15 protein-coding genes are annotated in these 22,033 nt (G+C 52.3%); 7 read left to right on the top strand and 8 right to left on the bottom strand.

The annotated features are described in order from the left end of the window. Positions 1 to 238: 238 nt before the first annotated feature. From metH to P2G53_RS01220, 3 genes are all read left to right on the top strand, one after another. On the top strand, positions 239 to 3,940 hold the full coding sequence (gene metH / locus P2G53_RS01210; RefSeq protein ID WP_275812545.1) for a methionine synthase: 3,702 nt from the start codon (positions 239 to 241) through the stop codon (positions 3,938 to 3,940). 75 nt (positions 3,941 to 4,015) lie between these two features. After that, entirely contained in the window at positions 4,016 to 4,771 is a 756-nt protein-coding gene (locus tag P2G53_RS01215; RefSeq protein ID WP_275812547.1) for a DUF4197 domain-containing protein, read from the top strand. A gap of 13 nt (positions 4,772 to 4,784) precedes the next feature. Beyond that, on the top strand, positions 4,785 to 5,339 hold the full coding sequence (locus tag P2G53_RS01220; RefSeq protein WP_275812550.1) for a DJ-1 family glyoxalase III: 555 nt from the start codon (positions 4,785 to 4,787) through the stop codon (positions 5,337 to 5,339). Positions 5,340 to 5,394: 55 nt separating this feature from the next. Here the strand turns inward: P2G53_RS01220 and P2G53_RS01225 are convergent, their stop codons facing one another. Continuing rightward, positions 5,395 to 6,282 (bottom strand): AraC family transcriptional regulator, encoded by an 888-nt coding sequence (locus P2G53_RS01225; protein WP_275812553.1) that lies wholly within the window; start codon positions 6,280 to 6,282, stop codon positions 5,395 to 5,397. A 411-nt stretch (positions 6,283 to 6,693) separates the two neighbouring features. Here P2G53_RS01225 and P2G53_RS01230 point away from each other — a divergent pair, with 411 nt between their 5' ends. Both P2G53_RS01230 and P2G53_RS01235 read left to right on the top strand, forming a co-directional pair. Then, positions 6,694 to 7,869 carry an efflux RND transporter periplasmic adaptor subunit gene (locus P2G53_RS01230; RefSeq protein ID WP_275812556.1) on the top strand — a complete coding sequence of 392 codons (1,176 nt, stop codon included), beginning with the start codon at positions 6,694 to 6,696 and terminating at the stop codon, positions 7,867 to 7,869. A 3-nt stretch (positions 7,870 to 7,872) separates the two neighbouring features. Continuing rightward, entirely contained in the window at positions 7,873 to 11,034 is a 3,162-nt protein-coding gene (locus P2G53_RS01235) for an efflux RND transporter permease subunit (RefSeq protein WP_275812559.1), read from the top strand. Positions 11,035 to 11,105: 71 nt separating this feature from the next. On the opposite strand, the gene P2G53_RS01240 is transcribed toward P2G53_RS01235, so the two are convergent. The 5 genes from P2G53_RS01240 to P2G53_RS01260 form a co-directional block, all read right to left on the bottom strand. Continuing rightward, positions 11,106 to 12,356, bottom strand: coding sequence for a hypothetical protein (locus tag P2G53_RS01240; RefSeq protein WP_275812561.1), 1,251 nt, complete (start codon positions 12,354 to 12,356; stop codon positions 11,106 to 11,108). A 142-nt stretch (positions 12,357 to 12,498) separates the two neighbouring features. Continuing rightward, on the bottom strand, positions 12,499 to 13,482 hold the full coding sequence (locus P2G53_RS01245; RefSeq protein WP_275812563.1) for a TIGR00341 family protein: 984 nt from the start codon (positions 13,480 to 13,482) through the stop codon (positions 12,499 to 12,501). A 107-nt stretch (positions 13,483 to 13,589) separates the two neighbouring features. Further along, positions 13,590 to 13,940 (bottom strand): ribosome-associated translation inhibitor RaiA, encoded by a 351-nt coding sequence (gene raiA / locus P2G53_RS01250; RefSeq protein ID WP_275812565.1) that lies wholly within the window; start codon positions 13,938 to 13,940, stop codon positions 13,590 to 13,592. 158 nt (positions 13,941 to 14,098) lie between these two features. After that, positions 14,099 to 14,953 (bottom strand): DMT family transporter, encoded by an 855-nt coding sequence (locus P2G53_RS01255; protein ID WP_275812568.1) that lies wholly within the window; start codon positions 14,951 to 14,953, stop codon positions 14,099 to 14,101. A gap of 66 nt (positions 14,954 to 15,019) precedes the next feature. Beyond that, entirely contained in the window at positions 15,020 to 17,941 is a 2,922-nt protein-coding gene (locus P2G53_RS01260; protein WP_275812571.1) for an insulinase family protein, read from the bottom strand. 317 nt (positions 17,942 to 18,258) lie between these two features. On the opposite strand from P2G53_RS01260, the gene P2G53_RS01265 reads away from it, so the two are divergent. After that, positions 18,259 to 18,780 carry a phasin family protein gene (locus P2G53_RS01265; RefSeq protein ID WP_275812574.1) on the top strand — a complete coding sequence of 174 codons (522 nt, stop codon included), beginning with the start codon at positions 18,259 to 18,261 and terminating at the stop codon, positions 18,778 to 18,780. Between the two features lie 93 nt (positions 18,781 to 18,873). Here the strand turns inward: P2G53_RS01265 and P2G53_RS01270 are convergent, their stop codons facing one another. Then, the gene (locus tag P2G53_RS01270; RefSeq protein ID WP_275812576.1) at positions 18,874 to 20,100 is read right to left on the bottom strand and encodes a UbiH/UbiF/VisC/COQ6 family ubiquinone biosynthesis hydroxylase; all 1,227 of its coding nucleotides are present in this window, start codon (positions 20,098 to 20,100) and stop codon (positions 18,874 to 18,876) included. A 150-nt stretch (positions 20,101 to 20,250) separates the two neighbouring features. Between P2G53_RS01270 and dbpA the strand changes: the two genes are divergently transcribed. Further along, complete coding sequence (gene dbpA / locus P2G53_RS01275; protein WP_275812579.1) at positions 20,251 to 21,624, top strand: ATP-dependent RNA helicase DbpA; 1,374 nt, start codon at positions 20,251 to 20,253, stop codon at positions 21,622 to 21,624. Here dbpA and P2G53_RS01280 read toward each other — a convergent pair whose 3' ends face one another. Next, positions 21,625 to 21,969, bottom strand: a complete 345-nt coding sequence (locus P2G53_RS01280; protein ID WP_275812583.1) for a hypothetical protein — start codon at positions 21,967 to 21,969, stop codon at positions 21,625 to 21,627. Positions 21,970 to 22,033 lie beyond the last annotated feature (64 nt).

The following is a 22,033-nucleotide window of genomic DNA, read 5'->3' on the forward strand; positions in this document are numbered from 1 at the left end:
CATCTTTACGGCGACAAAGGGCGCACATTTTAACACCATTTATATAAAAATTAAGATTCCAGACACTATTCTTTTGGCCAAAGTTGCTGCGCTGCCGGTAGACGTCCGTTTTGCTAGCAAAATGAACGTTACTCATCCGATCTTGCATGAGCGTCACTGCACTCTTTAACTAATTGATTTAGAATAGCCGCCCTATTCTGCCCATATTCGGCACCGATCGACTGAACAGGACACAAGCGTGACAGAACAGACCCTCAGCCAACAGCTTTCCAGTACCCTGAACCAACGTATTATGATCCTTGATGGTGGAATGGGCACCATGATTCAGGAGCATAAACTGGAGGAAGCCGATTACCGGGGTGAGCGTTTTGCCGACTGGCAGAGCGAAGTCAAAGGCAACAACGACCTGCTGGTACTTACCCAACCCAAACTGATTCAGGATATTCACCGCGCCTATCTTGAAGCCGGTGCAGACATTGTTGAAACCAATACCTTCAACGCCACCCGCATCGCCATGGTCGACTACCACATGGAGGAGATCAGCCGGGAGATCAATGTGGAAGCGGCGCGCATTGCGCGCGAAGTCTGTGATGAGTTCACGGCAAAAACACCTGACCGTCCCCGCTATGTGGCCGGAGTGCTGGGTCCAACCAACCGCACCTGCTCTATCTCTCCGGATGTAAACGACCCGGGCTACCGTAATGTCAGCTTTCAGGGTCTGGTGGATGCTTACACAGAATCACTGGACGGTCTGATTGAAGGTGGCAGCGATATCATCCTGATTGAAACCATCTTTGATACGCTGAATGCGAAAGCGGCAATTTATGCAGTAGAAACCTATTTTGAAAACCATGATCTCCGTCTGCCGGTAATTATTTCTGGCACCATCACGGATGCATCAGGCCGCACGCTGTCTGGCCAGACCACAGAAGCGTTCTGGAACTCCATCCGTCATGCCCGCCCGATTGCGGTGGGCCTGAACTGTGCTCTGGGCCCTAAAGAACTGCGTCAGTATGTGCAGGAGCTTTCCCGCATCTGCGAAACCTATGTCTCTGCACACCCCAATGCCGGTCTGCCCAATGCCTTTGGTGGTTACGACGAAACCCCGGCACAGATGGCTAAAGAGATCGGTGAATGGGCGCAGTCCGGTTTTCTCAACATTATTGGCGGCTGCTGTGGCACTACGCCTGCCCATATCAAGGCCATTCGGGAAGCGGTAGAGATACACCCTGCCCGCCCGCTGCCAAACATCAAGCCTGAGTGTCGTCTTGCCGGACTTGAACCGCTGAACATTGGTGAAGACACCCTGTTCGTCAACGTGGGCGAACGCACCAACGTCACCGGATCTGCTGCCTTTAAGCGGTTAATTAAAGAAGGGGATTATGAAACCGCCCTGGATGTGGCCCGCCAACAGGTAGAAAACGGCGCCCAGATCATCGACATCAACATGGATGAAGGCATGCTGGATGCCCATGCTGCGATGGCGAGATTCCTCAATCTGATTGCCTCCGAACCGGACATCGCCCGGGTACCGGTGATGATTGACTCGTCAAAATGGGATGTGCTTGAGATCGGACTGCAATGCATACAGGGTAAAGGGGTGGTGAACTCCATCAGCCTGAAAGAAGGCGAAGAAAAATTTATCGACCAGGCGCGCACTATCCGTCGTTACGGCGCCGCCGTGGTGGTCATGGCCTTTGATGAATCAGGTCAGGCGGACACCTATCAGCGCAAGATAGAGATCTGTGAACGCTCCTACCGGGTACTGGTCGACAAGGTGGGTTTCCCGCCGGAAGACATCATTTTTGACCCGAACATCTTTGCGGTAGCAACGGGCATAGAAGAACACAACAACTATGCCATGGACTTCATCAACGCCACCGGCTGGATCAAGCAAAACCTGCCTCATGCCAAGATCTCCGGCGGCGTATCCAATGTTTCCTTCTCGTTCCGCGGCAACAACCCGGTCCGAGAAGCGATCCACTGTGTATTCCTTTACCATGCCATAAAGCAGGGTATGGACATGGGTATCGTCAACGCCGGTCAGCTGGCGATCTATGACGACCTGCCGGAAGAGCTGCGCGAAGCGGTTGAAGATGTCATCCAGAACCGCCGTGATGATGCCACTGAACGTCTGCTCGACATCGCCGAAAAATACCGTGGTGATGGTTCCCAGGCCGATGAAAAACAGGCTCAGGAGTGGCGCAGCTGGGACGTCAACAAACGTCTGGGACACGCGCTGGTCAAAGGGATCACCGAATTCATTGAAGAAGACACTGAAGAAGCCCGTCAGAACCATGACCGACCGCTGCAGGTGATTGAAGGTCCGCTGATGGACGGCATGTCTATCGTCGGCGACCTGTTTGGCGCGGGTAAAATGTTCCTGCCTCAGGTAGTGAAATCCGCCCGTGTAATGAAAAAAGCTGTTGCCTATCTGATGCCGTACATCGAGGCCGAGAAAGATGAAAACAGCAAAGCCAATGGTAAGGTGGTACTGGCAACGGTTAAGGGTGACGTACACGATATCGGTAAAAACATTGTCGGTGTGGTGCTGCAGTGTAATAACTATGAGATCGTTGATCTGGGCGTTATGGTGTCGGCTGAAACCATCCTCAGAACCGCACGTGAAACCAATGCCGATATCATCGGTCTGTCCGGCCTGATCACCCCTTCGCTTGATGAGATGGTGCATGTTGCCAAAGAGATGGAGCGGCAGGGCTTTGATATCCCGCTGCTGATTGGTGGTGCCACCACCTCCAAGGCACATACGGCGGTTAAAATTGAACCGGCCTACAAACGCGATCAGGTGGTGCATGTCACCAACGCTTCGCGAGCTGTGAATGTAGTCTCCGCACTGCTCGGCTCAAAGAAAGATTCATATATCAAAGAGATACAGGAAGATTATCAGGCTGTACGTGAACGTCATGCCGCTCGTATGAATGATAAGCGCCGGGTCAGTCTGCAGGCAGCACGCGAAAATCGTTACAACATCGACTGGGATCAGTACACCCCACCGGTGCCGAAAAAGCCTGGCATTCATGTCTTTGATGATATTCCGCTGGACGAGATCCTGCCTTACATTGACTGGACACCCTTCTTCCACTCATGGGAACTGGCCGGACGTTATCCACGCATCCTGACCGATGAGATCATCGGCGAAGAAGCTACCCGCCTGTTCAATGATGCACAGGCCATGCTGAAAGATCTGGTGGATAAAAAATTGCTGCAGGCCAAAGCCGTCATCGGCCTGTTCCCGGCCAACAGTGTCGATGCAGATGATATTCAACTTTACACCGATGAAAGCCGTACTGAAGTGCTGGAAACCCTGCACCACCTGCGCCAGCAAACTGAAAAGGTCGAAGGCAAAGCGCATCTTTCTCTGGCCGACTTTGTCGCGCCTAAAGAAAGTGGCAAGGCTGACTATCTTGGCGCCTTTGCGGTCACCGCCGGCCATGGTTGTGACGAACTGGTAGCAGAATACGAAGCCGACCATGATGACTACAATGCCATCATGGTCAAAGCACTGGCCGACCGGTTTGCCGAAGGACTTGCAGAGCTGATGCATGACCGGGTGCGTCGTGACTACTGGGGTTATGCAGCGGAAGAATCGCTCAGCAACGATGACCTGATTGCAGAGAAATATCAGGGTATCCGCCCTGCGCCCGGTTATCCGGCCTGTCCTGAACACACCGAAAAAGGTTTGCTCTGGCAACTGCTGGATGTTGAAAATAACGTCGATATGACCCTCACCGATGCCTACGCCATGCTGCCGACCGCAGCGGTGAGTGGCTGGTATTTCAGTCACCCTGAATCACAATATTTTGGCGTCGCCAAAATTGGTGAAGATCAGGTGGAAAGTTATGCCAAACGTAAAGGCTGGGAAAAAGCCGAAGCAGAACGCTGGCTGGCCCCCAATCTGGGTTATGAACCCGAAGAATAACCAACACGCCCGTCTATGACGGGCGTTTTTTTTGAGTCAGTGCGTATACTGAGGGAATCAACGGAGGATTTACCTATGCAACGTCGTATTTTTGCCCTGTGCTTTTTGAGTATCTCTCTGGTAACAGCTCACACACAGGCTGGCTGGAAAGATCTGGTCACGGACCTGAAAGAAAGCAGTGAACAATATCTGCAAAAATCAGACACAACCTCGACCAGTACCCAGCTTGATCTGAATACAATGATTGCCGGTCTGAAAGAAGCATTGCAGGTGGGCAGCCAGCGGGTTGTCGAAAACGTCAGCGCCCCCGGTGGCTATCTTAACAACCCGGATATTCGTATTCCCCTGCCCCCCAGCATCGAAAAAGTCTCCGGCATCCTGAAAAAGTACGGTCTGAAGGATCAGGTCAATCAGTTTGAAGAAAGCATCAACCGAGCAGCAGAAAACGCAGCGCCGCAGGCCACTGAGCTGCTGGTGAACGCGGTCAAGGAAATGAGCTTTGAAGATGCGAAAAAGATCTATCAGGGCGCGGATAATGCCGCCACTGAATATTTTGAAAAACACACCCGGGACCAACTGCAGCAGCTATTTAAACCGAAGGTCAACGACTCACTGCAACAGGTGGGTGCAACCCGTTATTACTCGCAACTGGCGGGCAAGGCCAAAGACCTGCCCTATGTGGGCGATCAGGTGAACGTCGATCTGGACAGCTACGTGACCGATCAGGCGCTGGATGGCCTGTTTACCATGCTCGCAGTGGAAGAGAAAAAGATCAGAGAAAACCCGGCTGCCCGCACCACTGAATTACTAAAACAGGTCTTTGGACAATAATAGGAGCAAACGTATGCCAACTGCGCTGATTGTCATCGCAGACGGTGTTGAAGAGATTGAAGCCGTCACCCAGATTGACCTGCTGCGCCGCGCCGGGATCAAGGTAACCGTTGCCGCACCAATTTCAAAAACGGTCTGCTGCTCACGCGGTGTGATACTGGTAGCTGATACCCATCTGGATGAGATCACCGATCAATGTTTTGACCTGATCAGTCTGCCCGGCGGCATGCCCGGCGCGGAACATCTGCGGGACAGTCACAACCTGATCCAGATGCTAAAAAAACAGCAGCAGGCAAACCGCTGGATCGGCGCAATCTGCGCCAGTCCCGCAGTTGCCCTGCTACCCCACGGTTTGCTGAATGGCTATCAGGCCACCTGCTATCCCAGTTTCCAGCCCCTGCTGGCACAGGCACCCCACTGCCATTTGATTGATCAACCGGTCGTCTGTGACAAAAACCTCATTACCAGCCAGGGCCCCGGTACAGCACTTGAGTTTTCACTAACCCTGGTAGAAGTACTTTGTGGCAAACAGCAACGTGACTCTGTCGCGGCGGCTCTACTGGTTTAGCTTTCAGACACGCCATCAGGCCACAGGGATAGTCTTATTCCATAGGGTTTCAATATCAGTTTGCTACTGACATCTGTCTCAGCTGATTGATATCCCTTAACGGTGGCGCACCAAACTGACGGCTGTAATCCCGGCTGAACTGAGACGGGCTTTCATAGCCGACCTTATAACCGGCGCTGGATGCATCCAGCCGATCCATCAGCATCAGGCGACGGGCTTCCTGTAACCGTAACTGCTTCTGAAACTGCAGCGGACTGAGCGCTGTCATGGAACGGAAATGATGATGGAAGGTAGAGCTACTCATACCTGCCCGCGCAGCCAGATCATCCACACGCAGGGTCTGGGTAAAGTTTGACTGCATCCATTCAATTGCCCGGGCCAGTTGCTGGCTCTGACTGCCCGTGGAGGCGATCTGGCGTAATCGGGTACCCTGCTCGCCAATCAACAGACGATAGGCAATTTCACGCTGGATCAGCGGTGCCAGTATCGGAATATCCTTTTCATCATCCAGCAGGTTAACCAGACGCTGAAACGCGCTGATTAACTCGGGTGTGGTTTTACCCGTAGCCATACCCCGTCCGGCCTGTTTAACCCGTGGGCTTGGCAGGTGGCTATCCACCATTAACTGGGAGACTTCCCGCAGATCAAGCTTCAGTGCCAGTCCAAGACAGGGCTGTTCCGGCGTCGCCTGACTCACCTGCCACATAGTCGGCAGATGTACCGAGGTCATCAGATAGTGGTTAACATCATAAACAAAGGAATCATCACCCAGCGTGACCCGTTTAGCGCCTTGCACCACCAAACAGATACTCGGCTCATACATCCCGATCACTGGCTCTGTAGGCTGGTCCTGCCGGAACAGCTTAAGACCCTCTATAGGGGTCTGATAAGGGTCACCATGGGTTGTCCATTGGGCAATACTTCGTTGTAAATCCTGAAGCATAAACCCTCCTTAATTCTCTTTATAAGTTGCAAGCCGAATGAATGACTGGTGCCACAGGAACAACGCTCTGTTTACCGCATCAAACCAATCGACGGCACCATAGCATAGCTTCGTGGGCCTGCCTCTCATTCTGACGGAGTTTCGGAGGAATAGGCAATTATTAAACAGGAATGTTTTAGCAGCGTTATGTTATCTGGCGTTAGAGTTTGATAATGGCAGCATTGCCATCTGAGCAAATTCAGGTTATTGACCGGATACATAGCGTTGGCACCCACTCAGGATCACTCTGTCAGTATCGACAGGAAACGACAATCACCGGTCCTTGGTATAACCCTGCAAAAAGCATCAGATGATTGTTCCTATTGCTGAAGAAAACCGATGCCCTCAAATGGCGTGAAGGAAGCAACAACCATGAAAAAACGTCTATTGATTCCCGCCCTGCTCGTTGTGATAGCAGCGACGGTTCTGTTTACACTGAGCTTTAAGGCACAGACAGACACTGCAGCGCAGGTTACCAAACCGGTCATGGAAGTTACGACCCTGCAGCTTGAACCCCAGCAGATCACGCGGCGTCACTCACTGCCGGGCAGGGTTACCGCGTTACGTCAGGCGGATGTCCGGCCACAGGTCGATGGCATCATCACCCAGCGTCTGTTCGATGAAGGCACTGAAGTCACAAAGGGACAACAGCTCTATCAGATTGATCCAACCCGTTACAAAGCTGAATTGAGTAGTGCCCTTGCCGATCAGCGCAGCGCCGAGGCCAACCTCAAAACTGTTGAAGCCCGCAGCAAACGCTACGGCGAACTGCTGAAAAAGAACGCCATCAGCCGTCAGGATTACGATGACGCTGTCGCCGGTTTGGATCAGGCCAAAGCGGCCGTTGTTGTTGCCAAAGCCAAGGTCGAACTGGCCCAGATCAATCTGGATTACACCAAGGTGTACGCCCCGATCAGCGGACGTATCAGCCGCTCTTACGTGACAGAAGGCGCACTGGTAACAGCTAACCAATCACAGGAACTTGCGACCATCACGGTGCTTAATCCCGTCTATGTGGATATGCAGCAATCCGCCGGCAATCAGGCCGTGGTTGAACTGCGCACAGAACTGATGCGCGATATCAGTATGCCTGTACATCTGTTGCTGGAGCGTGATAACAGCGCCAGCGCCTATGCTCACCCGGGGGTACTGAAGTTTTCTGAAGTCACCATGGATCAGTCAACCGGTTCCACCACGCTGCGTGCAGAGATGCCCAATCCGGAAGGGTACCTGATGCCGGGTATGTTTGTGCACGCCACCCTCGAACTGGGCAAACAGGACGCATTACTGGTGCCTCAGCGAGCCACGGCCCGCACACCGCAGGGCAAACTCAAAGTCTGGACGGTGGACAGCGAAAACCGGGCACAATCGCGCATTATTCAGGCTGAAACACCCTATCAGGATAACTGGATCGTCACAGAGGGGCTGCAAGCTGGCGATACACTGGTCATTACGGGCTACCAGAAACTCCAGGAGGGCCAGCAGGTCGGCACCATCACCTGGGAAGACAGCTCCACCAGCACTCTGGCCGACACGAAGGGGAACTAAAGCATGGCCCGTTTTTTTATCGACCGCCCGGTTTTTGCCTGGGTTATAGCCATTGTCATCATGCTGCTGGGGGCACTTTCAATTCAGCAGTTACCGATTGAGCAGTACCCGTCGGTTGCTCCGCCAACCGTTACCATTCAGGCTGATTACCCCGGTGCATCGGCACAGACGGTTGAAAACTCAGTCACACAGATCATTGAGCAGCGCCTGAACGGTATTGATCACCTGCGGTATTTCAACTCGAACAGCTCAGATGGTTCCATGAGCATCACCCTGACCTTCGAGCCGGAAGCCGATCCCGATATCGCTCAGGTACAGACCCAGAACAAGATTCAGGCCGCCATTGCCCGTCTACCTCAGGTGGTTCAGTCGCTGGGGGTTCGAGTGACCAAATCCAGCAGCAACTTCCTGCTGGTTATCGGCATGTATTCTGAGGACGGCGTGCTTACTCAGGCGGATCTTGGGGATATCATCGTCACCAACTTTCTGGACCCGATTTCACGGATCAATGGCGTGGGTGATATTCGTGTATTCGGTAACCAGTACGCCATGCGCATCTGGCTCGATCCCGAAAAACTCTACAGCTATCAGTTGACACCGCTGGATGTAGAAAATGCACTGGAAGCGCAAAACACTGATGTCTCCGCCGGTCAGTTGGGCGGCATGCCTGCTCTGCCCGGCCAGCAGATAAATGCTACGGTCACGGCTCAGTCACTGCTGCAAACGGTTGAAGATTTTGAAAACGTGGTCCTGCGGGTGAATACCACCGGTGCCCAGGTCCGCCTCAGAGATGTTGCCCGGATTGAACGGGGCACTCAGTCATACGATGTCATTGTACGCTATAAAGGACAGCCCGCTGCCGGTATGGGTGTCATGCTGGCTGCCGGCGCTAATGCGCTGGAAACCTCCCGCCTGATCAAGGAAAAGGTTGCCGAGCTGTCTGCTCTGTTACCGGATGGAGTGAAAACCATGTATCCCCGTGATGCGACGCCCTTTATCGAGCTGTCGATCAAATCCGTGGTGCAGACGCTGATCGAAGCGGTGTTTCTGGTGTTCCTGGTGATGCTGCTGTTCCTGCAAAACCTGCGCGCCACATTGATTCCAACCATTGCGGTCCCGGTAGTACTGCTAGGTACCTTCGCCATCCTCTACACCTTCGGCTTCAGTATCAACGTACTCACCATGTTTGCCATGGTGTTGGCGATCGGTTTGCTGGTGGATGACGCCATAGTCGTGGTGGAAAACGTAGAACGTATCATCCATGAAGAGGGCTTACCTCCCAAAGAAGCCACCAAAAAATCCATGGGCCAGATCACCAGCGCGTTGATCGGTATCGCGGTGGTACTCTCTATGGTGTTCATCCCTATGGCCTTTTTTGGCGGTTCTGCCGGTGCGATTTACCGTCAGTTCTCCGTCACCATTGTTGCAGCAATGAGTCTGTCGGTGCTGGTGGCCATGATTCTGTCGCCCTCACTGTGTGCCACCTTCCTGAAACCGGCCAAAGCCAGCGCGGCCGGACATACGCAGAAAGGCTTCTTTGCTGCCTTTAACCGCTACTTTAACAAGGGGCGTGACGGCTATCAGAAAGGCGCAGGTTTTATGGCCAAACGGGCCTATCGCTTTTTTGCTGTGTACATTGTGCTGGTAGGTGGCCTGATGGGTATTTTCAGTCAGTTACCCAGCTCGTTCCTGCCGAATGAAGATCAGGGTCTGATGTATATGCTGATCGCCACTCCGCCCGGCTCAACTGCCGAACGCACATTGGAAACGGCAGCGCAGGTCGAAGAATATTTCCTGACTGAACACAAAGATATGGTGGAACACCTGTTCACCGTGGTTGGTTTCAGTTTTTCCGGCTCTGCACAGAATGCCGGTCTGGGTTTTGTCGCCCTCAAGGACTGGGATCAGCGAACAGAACCGGAACAGAGCATCTTCGCCATCAATGCCAAATCCATGCGGGATCTGACCAGGATAAAGGATGCCTCGGTATTCACCTTCTTCCCGCCACCTATCCGGGAGCTGGGTAACGCATCCGGTCTGAGCTTTCAGCTGGTAGATCGTATTGGCCTGGGCCATAACGCATTGATGGACGCAAAAGCGCAATTGTTGCAGTTGGCAAATGCCAACCCGAAACTGGTGGGCGTGCGTGCCAACGGCCTGAATGATGTTGCCCAGTACCGCATTGATATCAACAGTGAAAAAGCCGCAGCAATGGGCGTTCCGCTGGATGATATCAACCGCACCCTGCAGATTGCCTGGGGTTCAAGCTACGTTAACGACTTTATCGACCGTGGCCGTATCAAGCGTGTCTACGTACAGTCCGACAGCCCGCATCGCATGATGCCGGAGGATCTGGAGAAGTGGTATGTGCGCAACAACTCAGGAGAGATGGTTGCTATTAATGCCTTCTCCAGCGGCGAATGGACCTATGGTTCACCCAAGCTTGAGCGCTTTAATGGCAGCTCCTCGCTTAACATTCTTGCCCAACCTGCACCCGACATCAGCTCTGGGGAAGCCATGGACGAGATTGAGCAGTTGCTGAAGCAGTTGCCGGAGGGGTTTGGCATTGAATGGTATGGCATCTCTTACGAGGAAAAACAAAGCGCCGCGCATGCGAATATGCTTTATGCATTGTCGATTTTGGTGGTGTTTCTGTCGCTGGCTGCACTCTATGAAAGCTGGGCAGTCCCCTTTGCCGTGATGCTGGTGGTACCGCTGGGTGTATTGGGCGCCGCGGCTGCAGCGCTGATATTCAACCTGTCGAATGATATCTTCCTGCAGGTTGCCCTGCTGACCACCGTGGGTCTGGCATCTAAAAACGCCATTCTGATCGTCGAGTTTGCCAAACATCTGCGCGAACACGGCCACACTCTGATTGACGCTGTGATTATCGCTGCCAAACAGCGGTTCCGCCCCATCATCATGACCTCCATGGCATTCACCATGGGTGTGTTACCCCTGGCGCTCGCCAGCGGTGCCGGGGCCGCCAGTCAGAATGCGATTGGTATTGCAGTAATTGGCGGTATGCTGGGGGCAACCTTCCTGGCGATCCTTTTTGTTCCGATGTTCTACGTTCTGGTCGACAAGGTGTTTCGTGGCGGTGATAAAATAGAAACTGCCGAGCAGGAAAGCACACCACCAGAACCGACCTCAGTGAACAACTGATTCCGGATCTGACAAAAAAAACCGGCCCTTAAGAGGCCGGTTTTTTGTATTCAATTGCGAAGTTGGTTAGATCAGATTTCGTCAATGTTATTGAAATCTTTTTCATCAACCACAGTCGTATCACGCAGTTTAACAACACCGGTACCTTCACCTTTTTCAGAAAGTTTCAGGTCATCACCGATAAAGGAATCGTTCAGAGTCACGTCCAGATTGCCCTGATCTTCCTCTTCAACCTCAATGTCACACTTGCCTTCACACTGGATATCACGCATCCGTACATAGACGCTGGCATTACCCTCTTCTGATACCTTGATCGCTTCGTCAGCATTACCTTCGGCGTAGATATCCATCAGATCCAGATCAACCAGGTTTTCACCTTCGTCGCCTTCACTGTCAAAGTCGAGGCCTTCGTCATAGTTGTTGACCACTACAACATTGTTGACGATGCCGGTAATACCACCGGGACCTGCTTCATCAATATCAAAGGCATCATCCACGTCCGGGTCACCGTCGTCATTACAGTTTGGATCCAGAGCGATCGGGTCAGCAACGAACTCATCGGAGCAGTAGGCACCGTTATTTTCGAACAGGCTGTTACGCACGTGAATGATGACGCTGCCGTCGTTACCCTCATCCAGTTCAATGCCGTCAGCACCCACATTGATAAAGGCAGAGTCGGTGGCATTCAGCACGATATCACCCAGACCGCGGTCATCTACCCGTAAGCCATCCGCATCCTGCTTGCCAAAACCAACACCATCGATGGTGACATTGTTCAGCTGCACGTAAATAGACGCATCAGAACCTTCACCCGCGCCGCCTGAACCTGCACCGCAGTCATCGCCCAGATCGCAGTCTGACACATGCACACCGTGATTACCGGTGCCTGTGACGGTCACATTAGTTAGTTTAAGGCTGACCATGCCAGTGCGGGTGTTGGGTACCTGCAGATAGATACCCTTACCACCACCCTGATTTTCAATGCTATAGATACCGGGACCCGCAAAGGTCAAATCCGAAGCGGTCAGATCAGCGCCGGCTGAGATCCACAACAGACTTTCATCCAGGCTGCCGGAAATCACCTGGCCAGAACCCTTGATCGTTAAAGGTTGTTCACCCGCATATTCCAGGGATGAAGAAAGCACGATTTCACCAACGCTTGGCTTTATGACAATTTTACTGGCACCACTTTCAAGTGCTGCTCGCAGTGAACCTTCTCCAGCATCAGCATTATTTGTGACCTGGGCCACAGACGCGGCCAGCACAGTGACAGGCATCATTAATCCGGCACAGATAGCCAGACTCAGCATTGATTTATTCATTTCGGCTTCCCTTACGATCAATTTATAAGCAGTGGTCTAATACCCAAGCTCAAAATTCAACCACTTCTGTGTGACAGTAAGGTTGCAGGGCGACTCTGGGGAGGTTTCAGGACAACGTTAAGCAGAAATAACAGACGAGAGGTCAGATGAAGATAACACCGCGCATGTAGATGGCAAAGATCAGCAGACCCAGGGAAATAATCCAGCCAAACAGATAAAGGACCATTGCTTTTCGTGCCCGCTCCTTCTCGAACCAGGTCCTGGGACTGATGCCCCGGAACAGAAACACCAGTTTGCTCGACAGGTTAACGCTGACAATGTTCACGCCCAGCAACAGTGCAGCGCCCCAGGCCAGATCCGGCTGCCCCGCCCCCATCAGCAAACCGAAGGTCGCTGCCGGTGGCAGCAGTGCAACCGCAACCATGACACCCACCAGCACACTGGGCAGCCCGGTGGTGAGCGAAAGCGCTGCCGCCGTTCCGGAAGCCAGCGCCAGGAGCACGGAGTCCAACCCAACCTGAGTCCGTAACATAATCTCCGAACTGTCCAGTGGTTGAGGCCAGAACATGCCGGCGATCGCAGCCAGCAGAATGGATAAAAATACGCCCACCAGCAGGGTTTTCGCCGCCATCCGCATCAGATGACTGTCCCCCAGCGCTGTACCCAGGCTCAGCGCAAGATTAGGCCCCAACAGGGGTGCAATCACCATAGCACCAATGATCACCGCCACGTTGTTTTCAATCAGCCCTATCGTGGCCACCACGGTCGAAAGGATCACCAGCAGAAAATAGTTACAGTCCAGACAGGCGCCCTTGTCTACCTCCTGATATAACGACTCACGCGCGGATTTAGAGGGTTCAGCATGATCCGGCTTTTCTTTATCCGGCTGTGGTAACGCCGCCTCAACCGGCAAAACAAGTATCCGCGCGGTGGGCTGAGCACCAACAATCATTTGCAATTTATCCAGTGCGCTTTGCAGTTGTGCATCGTTAATCAACAACCGCATGCTCTGCATTCCATCATCACCGACCAGACCAAAACGCAGGTCTTCTGCTTTAAGCATTGCCGCCAGCTCGCTGACAGTGGCCGCACTGCGCTCACTTGCAATGATTTCGATATATTTCATGCCTGTCCCTGCTTGAACACGATGATTATTACCATAAGTCGCAAAGCACAAATAATAAAGCCCGGCACATGGCCGGGCTTTATTGGATACCTGATGACGCTGAGGAGTTAAGCAGGTTCTAATGAATCTTCCAGATCGTCGGTATTTTCAACAGCCGGTTTTTGCAAACCTTTTTTACTGATGTGTTTCTGATGCTCCTTATCCAGCTGTTTGTTGATTTTGTCTTCCAGTGCATCCAGAGCGGAATACAGATTATCCGCAGCGGCTTTGGCAAACAGGTCTTTACCCGCGATATGAACCCGGGCTTCTGCCAGGTTTTCCCGGTCGCTTTTATCCAGAATAACCTGTGCGCTGCTGATATCGTCGTAACGCTGCTGGCAAGTTTCTAGCCAGCCTTCAATGCGTTCTCGGACACTGGGGGATACTTTGTCATTGCGGTGAGTGATGTTGATGTTCATTATTTTGTTCCTTAATGCAAAGTTATCTTGCACTTACAGTAGTACCACTTTGCAAAAGGAAAACAAATGATTTTTTTGGCGCATATCCTGAAAAAATGATCTGGATAAACAAATTCAGTTAATTTACAGAAAAGGCTCGATATCGCTTTGATTTTAAGCTAATTTTTAGATTGAACTGTCAACGTTAAAAGCCCTGCAACCACCACCAGCACTATCCCGCTCAGGGTCAGCCAGCCCAGCACTTCATCCCATAGCAGCCAGCCAAAGAATGCGGCAAATGCCACTGAAGCGTAGGTATAGGGTCCCAGTTGACCGGCCGGCGCCAGGCCATAGCCGCGACTTAACAGCAGCTGTGCAAGGGTCGATGTGGCAGCCATTAAAATTAGCCAGCCCCACTCCGACAGACCAGGCGTCTGCCAGACCCACCAGGCCGGTATGGCCGAAAAAAACGTACTGAAGAGCGCGAAATAAAACACAATCCGTTGCGGCGGCTCAGACACCGACATCCGCCTGATCACTATCTTAGCCAGCGCCCCCAGCATAGCCCCGACCAACGCAATCAAAACCGCCTGATCCAGTCGTCCGTCAGTGGGATTAAGAATCAGAAACACCCCGACAAACCCCACCAGCACGGCCACCAGAACCAACGGTCTGACCCGCTCGCCTAACCACCAAAAGGCAAACAAAGGCATAAAAAAGGGGGCTGTCTGTTTAATCAGTGCCGCCTCAGCTAACGGCAGGTGTCCCCATGAATAATAGAGGCACAACATGGCGGTAACGCCCACCAGCGCTCTGAGCAGATGCAGGTGCAAAGTCGAGGTATGGATAGCTGGCAGACCCTGCCGTAACAGCCAGGGCAACATCAAAAACAAACCAAACAGGTTGCGAAAAAATACAATCAACGCCGTACTGACATCCGGTGAAATCTGCTTAACCACCATACCGGAACAGACCAGAAACAGCTCAGCAAACACAATACACAGAGCCGCTCGATACGGTGCATATACCTGCATCAGAACACCTAAATCAGGAAAGAAAGCACCGCACCTGAATCAGGTGCGGTGTTATGGTGGCGATTATTATACGGCCAGTACTTCGAAATGCTCCGGTAAGGTCTCCGCCTGTTTTGGACCGGTCAGTACCGCGACACTGGCTTTATCCGGCTGCAGGTAGGTTGCAGCCACCCGTTTCATATCGTCCAGCGTGACCGAAAGAATTCGATTACGGAACTGACGACGCTGCTCCGGGGTACGTCCAAACAGTGTACTGTGGAATGCCTGCTTGGCTTCACCCGCTGGTGAACCGGGTTTATCAATGGAGCTGACAATACCCAGAATGGCTTCTTCAAGCTTTTGATACTCGTGATTATTTTCCAGCAACCACTGAACGGATTTATCAAAATCATCCAGTGTTTCCAGCAAACGCGGATCACGATAGGAGAAGAAGCGGAAGACCGCATCTGAAGAATCCTGCCCGGCTCCCGAACCATAGGCACCACCGCGCTCACGAATCGCACGATGCAGGTAACCATTACGCAGGAACTCACCCAGGACTGTCAGCGCAGCAGAGTCAGGATGTTCCACCGGTACGGTAGGGAACGCCTTGGCACAGAAGCTGACCTGTGTGCTGGTGGTCCAGGCCTGAGTCACCGTCTCTCTGATTGCAGGCAGCGAAAGTGGCTCAAGCTGCTCGCCCAATTGCGGCTGCCAGAGGTGCTCAAGAGACTGCTGCAACTGGGCCTGATGCTCCTCTTCTGCCACCATCAGGAACTGACGAGGTCCCTGCTGAATTTTCAGATGCAACGCCTGCAGTTCATCCGCCAGATCCTGAAGGGTCTGAGGTTGTTTGACTGTTTCATCCAGTTGTTTATAAAAAGCAACCGAAGCCAGACCCCGTGTACAGTGAGCCTGCAAAGCAACCGGACTCATCCGAGCCACCGCCGCCATGATCGCCATCGCATGGCCCTGACCGGTAATGCCCTGCTCTTTACGCGCCCGCTGCTGAGCCACCACTTCACGAATGCGGGACAACTCATCAAACCGAACCGAGGTTAATGTGTCCTGTAACAGCTGCGCTAAGGCCTGCTCTTTGGCCAACAGCGCCTTACCTGACAGCGTGAAATAGCCACTGACCTGTTGCTCATCATCAATCGCACTGCGCAGCGAAGCAAACGCATGGATACCGCCACTGACCTCTGCCTGATATTGCTGATTGTCCTGATAGGACCGCTCACCACAGCCCAGCTCGGTCAGCAACAGGCTGTACAAGGGTAACAGCTGCAGTTCACGCTCATTAAGCTGAGGCAACTGGATGATGATCTGCTGGTAGATCAGACCGTTCGTGCCTGCATCATAACGGGTGATTGGAAGCGCACCGGTCTGATGGACAGGTTCAGGGATTTTCATATCCCGTGGCACATCCTCAAGGGTTACCTTCGGCAGTATTGACTCATCATCCACCTGTTCCTGGCGTGCTTCGAGTTCATTTGCCTGCTGCATAATCCGCTTACGATCGGCATCAGTCAGTCCGGCATGCATGGCAGCAAGCTGAGCGGCTTCTGCCGCATCACGATGGGTTGCCAGTTTATTGTCCGGACGCAGGGTCAGTCTGACCCGATGCGGATTGTCCAACAGCTCACGCACCATAGACTGAATGAAATCAGGTTCTGACGCAGCAGCACGTAACCGTTCCAGTGCCGCATCCAGATTCAGCAGCGCTACCGGATCACCACCGTGCACCGCAGCGCCCAGGCAGGACATAATCAGACTCAGGCCATAAGGGTAGCCATCACCGTTGATTTCACGTTGCTGCAATTCAAGCTGATGCAGCTGGGCTTCCAGCATATTCTGCGGTACCCCCTCCTCTGCAACACGCTGCAACACGTCCAGCACCAGCGTTTCAAAAGCCTCAGCGTGTTCAGGTTCACTGCCCTCGAGGCCACACATGAAACTCATCTCTTTATTACTGTCTTCCAGTCCACACAGAGGCGAAGGTGCACTGCCAAGCGTGGTTGATTCCAGCGCATGCCGCAACGGAGACGCACTGTTATCCAGCAATACACGGGAGAGAAGATGCGCCTTCAGTTGTTCATCCAGATCGTTACTGTGGCCCAGCAACCAACCAAGCACGTGATGGGTTTTGCCGGACGTATCGTCCTGATCAAGCTCATAGGCCTCCTCAACCCGCAGGGGCGAGAAATAGCGCTTTTCATCCGGGACGGAGATCGACGTATCCAGACGATGAAAACGTGATAAAGCCTGCTCATCTATACGGGCCTGCAACTCAGTTACCGGGATATCACCAAAGGTCATCAACAGCGCATTGCTCGGATGATAATGGGTACGGTAAAACTCCAGCAGCTCCTGATATGTGAGATCGGGAATGCACTGAGGCTCACCACCACTGTTATGGTGATAGGTGGTGGTTGGGAACATATATTTGGTGATGGACTGCCAAAGGCGTGAGACCGGGGAACTCATGGCCCCTTTCATCTCGTTATACACCACACCTTTATAGACCAGTGGTGTTGTCGGATCGTTTTTCTCTTTGAACTCGACCCGATGACCTTCCTGCAGAAAATCGAGTTCATCCAGCCGACTGAAAAACACCGCATCCAGATAAACATCCAGCAGATTGAAAAAGTCTTTACGGTTCTGGCTGGCAAAGGGATAACAGGTCCAGTCACTGCTGGTCATGGCGTTCATAAAGGTATTTAAAGAACGGCGCGTCATCATGAAAAAAGGATCACGTACCGGAAATTTTTCACTGCCGCACAGGGCTGTGTGTTCCAGTATATGTGCAACGCCTTTGGAGTCTTCAGGCACCGTTCTGAGCGCAACCAGAAAAACGTTTTCGGTATGGTCTGCCACAATGTGGTAGTGAGGCATGCCTGTACTGCGGTGAACATATTCGCTGACTTCAATGCCCAGAGATTCGATCACCTGAGTCTGACGAAATTCAAAAGCGGTATGACAGGGAGATGTACCGGTCTGATTAACCATAAAAACACACAATTCCTTTACATCAACGAGAAACAGTCTTTAGTGACTGAGAATTATTTTCCATTGTAAAGAGTTACACAGCAGATGAACACGCCAGCCTCGCTCTGGTGAAATGAATTCATAAGTTGTCCTTGAGCGCACTCCTTCCAGCACTATAAATGCGCTGACTTTGACTATGCTTTTAACGACTGAAATCGCTGTTTTTTCTCCTTTGTGCGATGCACAAAAAAAGATTTGACAGGCTATTTTGTAATCACTATATTTGAGTCAAATGCTGCAACGCACAAATCCAGCTTTGATTCTCAGAGGGAAAAACAATGTACGAAGATCTGTTGAAAGACGTTCAAGAGAAAATGAAACCAGCAATCGACGTAGCTGAGGCTAACAAGAAGGCTGTTGAGGCCTTGTTCTCCTTGCAGTCTGAATATGTTACAGATTTCGTTGACTCCAGTGTTGCTCAGATGAAAGCACTGTCTGAAACCAAAGATCCTAAAGAAGCCGTTGATCTGCAACTGAAGTTTTTCAAAACACTGGAAGGAAAACTGACCTCCGTTGCTGAAAAAGAGCTGGCTGCTATCACTGCAGCTAAAGAAGAGATCGCTGCAATCATCGAAAAAAGTCTGGCTGAAATCGGCGAAATGCCTTACTTCACCGACTTCAACAAATTTATGACTGAAGCTGTGGAAGCTGCTACTGCTGCTACAGCCGCTGCCGTTGAAACAGCAGTTGAAACAGCTACCGCTGAAGCCCCAGCTGCTGAAGAAGCGCCAGCTGCGCCAAAAGCACCAGCTAAACGTGCACCAGCAAAACGTAAGGTTGCACCTAAAGCTGCTGAGTGATTCATGCCTCGGAGCCGGCTTGGCTCCACTTCTCTACTCTGGCTGGTTAACACCTAGCCTAATTTTTCGCCGGTCGCCCTGACCGGCTTTTTTTTATTTCAGGCTTTCACCACGGGCAAGTGTCGGCAATCTGCCATCAAGTCCGGTGGCCAGCTGAATGACTTTCTGCTTTATTGGTCCGGCTCTTTCCGCAAGGCCCAATCCAATATTACGCAACAATTTCAGTGGCGTTTTATCGTTACTGAAAACACGGTAGAAAAGATCCATGGTCTGCATCATCAGCAAATTATGCGAACGACGCTGCTTTTCATAAACCCGCAAGACCGCCAGACTACTGATCTCCTGCTGTGCGGCAACCGCATCCGTCAATACTTCTGCCAGCGCCGCCGCATCCAGCAGACCAATATTCACGCCCTGCCCGGCCAGCGGATGAATCATATGAGCCGCATCACCCACCAACGCAACACCCTCAGCCACATAGGATCTGGCATGCTGGCGCCGCAATGGGAAACTGCCCGTGGCAATAATTTCATCCAGCTCACCCAGTTCCGCTGGGAACTCTCGCATGAACGCGGCTTTCAGTTCAGCGTAATCCAGCGCTTTCAGACGCTGTACGCCCTCAGCCGTGTTGTACCAGACCAGTGAGGCATGCGCTCCACTTAAAGGCAGAAATGCCAGAGGACCGGTCGGCGTAAACTGCTGCCAGGTAATATCCTGTTGCGGGTAGGCCGTGGTTACCGATGCAACAAAGGCCTGTTGATCATAATCCCAGCTGGTCACGCCAATGCCGGCGGCCTGCCGTACATGGGAATCCCCGCCATCTGCAGCAACCAGTAACCGGGCCGCCAGCATCTGTCCATTTTTAAGCGTGATCAGACTACTGGCAGGTGCGTAATCAATTTCAGTGACTTCGGCCGGACAGATCAGGGTGATGTTTTCAAACTGAGTCACCCGCTCCAGCAAAGCAAGCTGGATGATCCGGTTTTCAACAATATGCCCCAGGCAGGGCTGGCCAATCTCATCGGAATTAAACTCAGTCGCAGCAAATTGTGCGCTCTGCTCCCAAACCTTCATTCTGCGATAAGGGCACAAGCGGCGCTGTTCAATACCCGGCCAGACACCCAGTTGCTCTAAAATCGCCTGAGATGCAAGGCTCAGTGCAGAAACACGAATATCATGGGGCTGCGAAACAGCAAAGGCCTCAGGATAGCGGCTTTCAAGCAAACAGACCTGCAAACCACTGCCGCCCAGAGCACAAGCCAGTGTGGCACCCACCATACCGCCGCCTACAATGACCACATCAAAGCGTTCCTGCTGCATCACTCAATTACCGTGTTTATTACAGATGCGCCACAGTATACATAAAGCACTTCCGTCTGCCTGCAATAAGGCACCAAAACATTGATCTCGCACGGGTAATAACACAGGCTATGCTCTATAATTCGCGCCTTATCCAACAGGTATACACACGTGTCTCACTCTCAGGTTGATCAACTCTCTCTCGATCCGGCAATGCGGGAAAATCTCACCGCACTGGGTTACACCACCCTCACCCCGATTCAAAAGCAATCACTGCCTGTACTACTGACGGGTCGTGACCTGATCGGTAAAGCAAAGACCGGGAGTGGCAAAACCGTCGCTTTTGGCATCGGCCTGCTTAACCGTCTGGACCAACAACGGTTTTCAGCTCAGGGGCTGGTGTTATGTCCCACCCGTGAACTGGCGGACCAGGTTGCACGAGAGCTGCGTAAACTTGCGCGTTACCGCCCTAACACCAAGATCCTGACATTGTGTGGCGGACAGCCAATCGGCCCGCAGATCGGCTCACTGGAGCACGGCGTGGACATTGTGGTCGGTACCCCGGGTCGTATTCAGGACCATATCCGCAAAGGCACCCTGAGCCTGCGTGATATCCATACGGTGGTACTGGATGAAGCCGATCGCATGCTGGAGATGGGATTTGCTGATGCCATCAATGCGATTCTCGGCCAAACACCACCTACCCGACAGACGCTGTTGTTTTCTGCCACCTACCCGGAGGCGATAGCTGAACTGGCCGCCGCCTACCTGAACAATCCGGTTTCGGTTGAGGTGGAGGATGCCACTCAACCAACAACCATCCAACAGCGTTTTTATCGGGTCGAGAAGAGTCAGAAATCTGAGGCCATCCTGCAGATACTCAGTACGTTTCAGCCTGAGTCCTGTTTGATTTTCTGCAATACCAAAACCACCTGTGAAGAACTGGCAACTTTTCTGAAACAGCACCGCTACAGTGCTGGTGCACTGCATGGCGATCTGGATCAACCGTCACGCGACAAAGTACTGGTGCAATTCAGCGGCAGAAGCCTTGCTGTACTGGTTGCCACCGATGTCGCCGCCCGTGGTCTGGATGTTGAAGAGTTACCCTGTGTTATCAGTTATGACCTGACACGGGATAGCGATGTGCATGTACACCGAATTGGACGTACCGGCCGTGCCGGTAAGAAAGGCCTGGCGATCAGTCTGATCACAGAGTCAGAAACCTATAAACTTGAAGCAATTCAGGAGCGACTGAATTGCGAACTCAAGGTCAGTGAAGTACCACCTGGCAAGAACGATTTTGTACCGTCTAAACCGAGCATGGTGATGTTATCTATCGCCGCGGGACGCAAAAACAAAATCAGGCCCGGCGATATTCTCGGCGCACTGACCCGTGAAGGCGGCATTGCCGGCAGTCAGGTTGGTAAAATTCAGATCTTTGATTTTGTGAGTTATGTTGCCGTAAAACGTGAAGCAGTGGGTGCGGCACTGGACAAGCTCGGTGCCAAGATAAAAGGTAAGCGCTACAAAGTCAGACGTAGCTGATCAAAACATCCAGGTCGCGGGCTGCGGATAGGCTTCACCTTTTTGCAGTATTTGCAGCCCCTTCACGGCCCGGACAATCCACCAGATCACGGCCAGAAAAGAGAGCGGAAAACCAATCACCAGCGGCATCAGGGCAATACTGATAAAACCGTATAAGAGACCAATCCAGAAGGTCCGAATCTGAAACCGGTAATGACTTTGCAGCCAGCCGGGAGCTTCAGACCGATAGACATAGGCCATCACCACGGCAACCAGCGCAGTGATGCCAAAAACCAGACTGATAAGATTGAGGATATAAATCAGCTTGCACTGATCACTACTGCCTGACTGTGTTTGTGGGTACATCGTTCTTTCCCTGAAATACGCCTGTCTGTTAACCGTAAATAATAAAGCCACCCGAGGGTGGCTT

The organism is Neptuniibacter sp. CAU 1671, from assembly GCF_029222905.1.
In the GTDB taxonomy this organism is placed as follows: domain Bacteria; phylum Pseudomonadota; class Gammaproteobacteria; order Pseudomonadales; family Balneatricaceae; genus Neptuniibacter.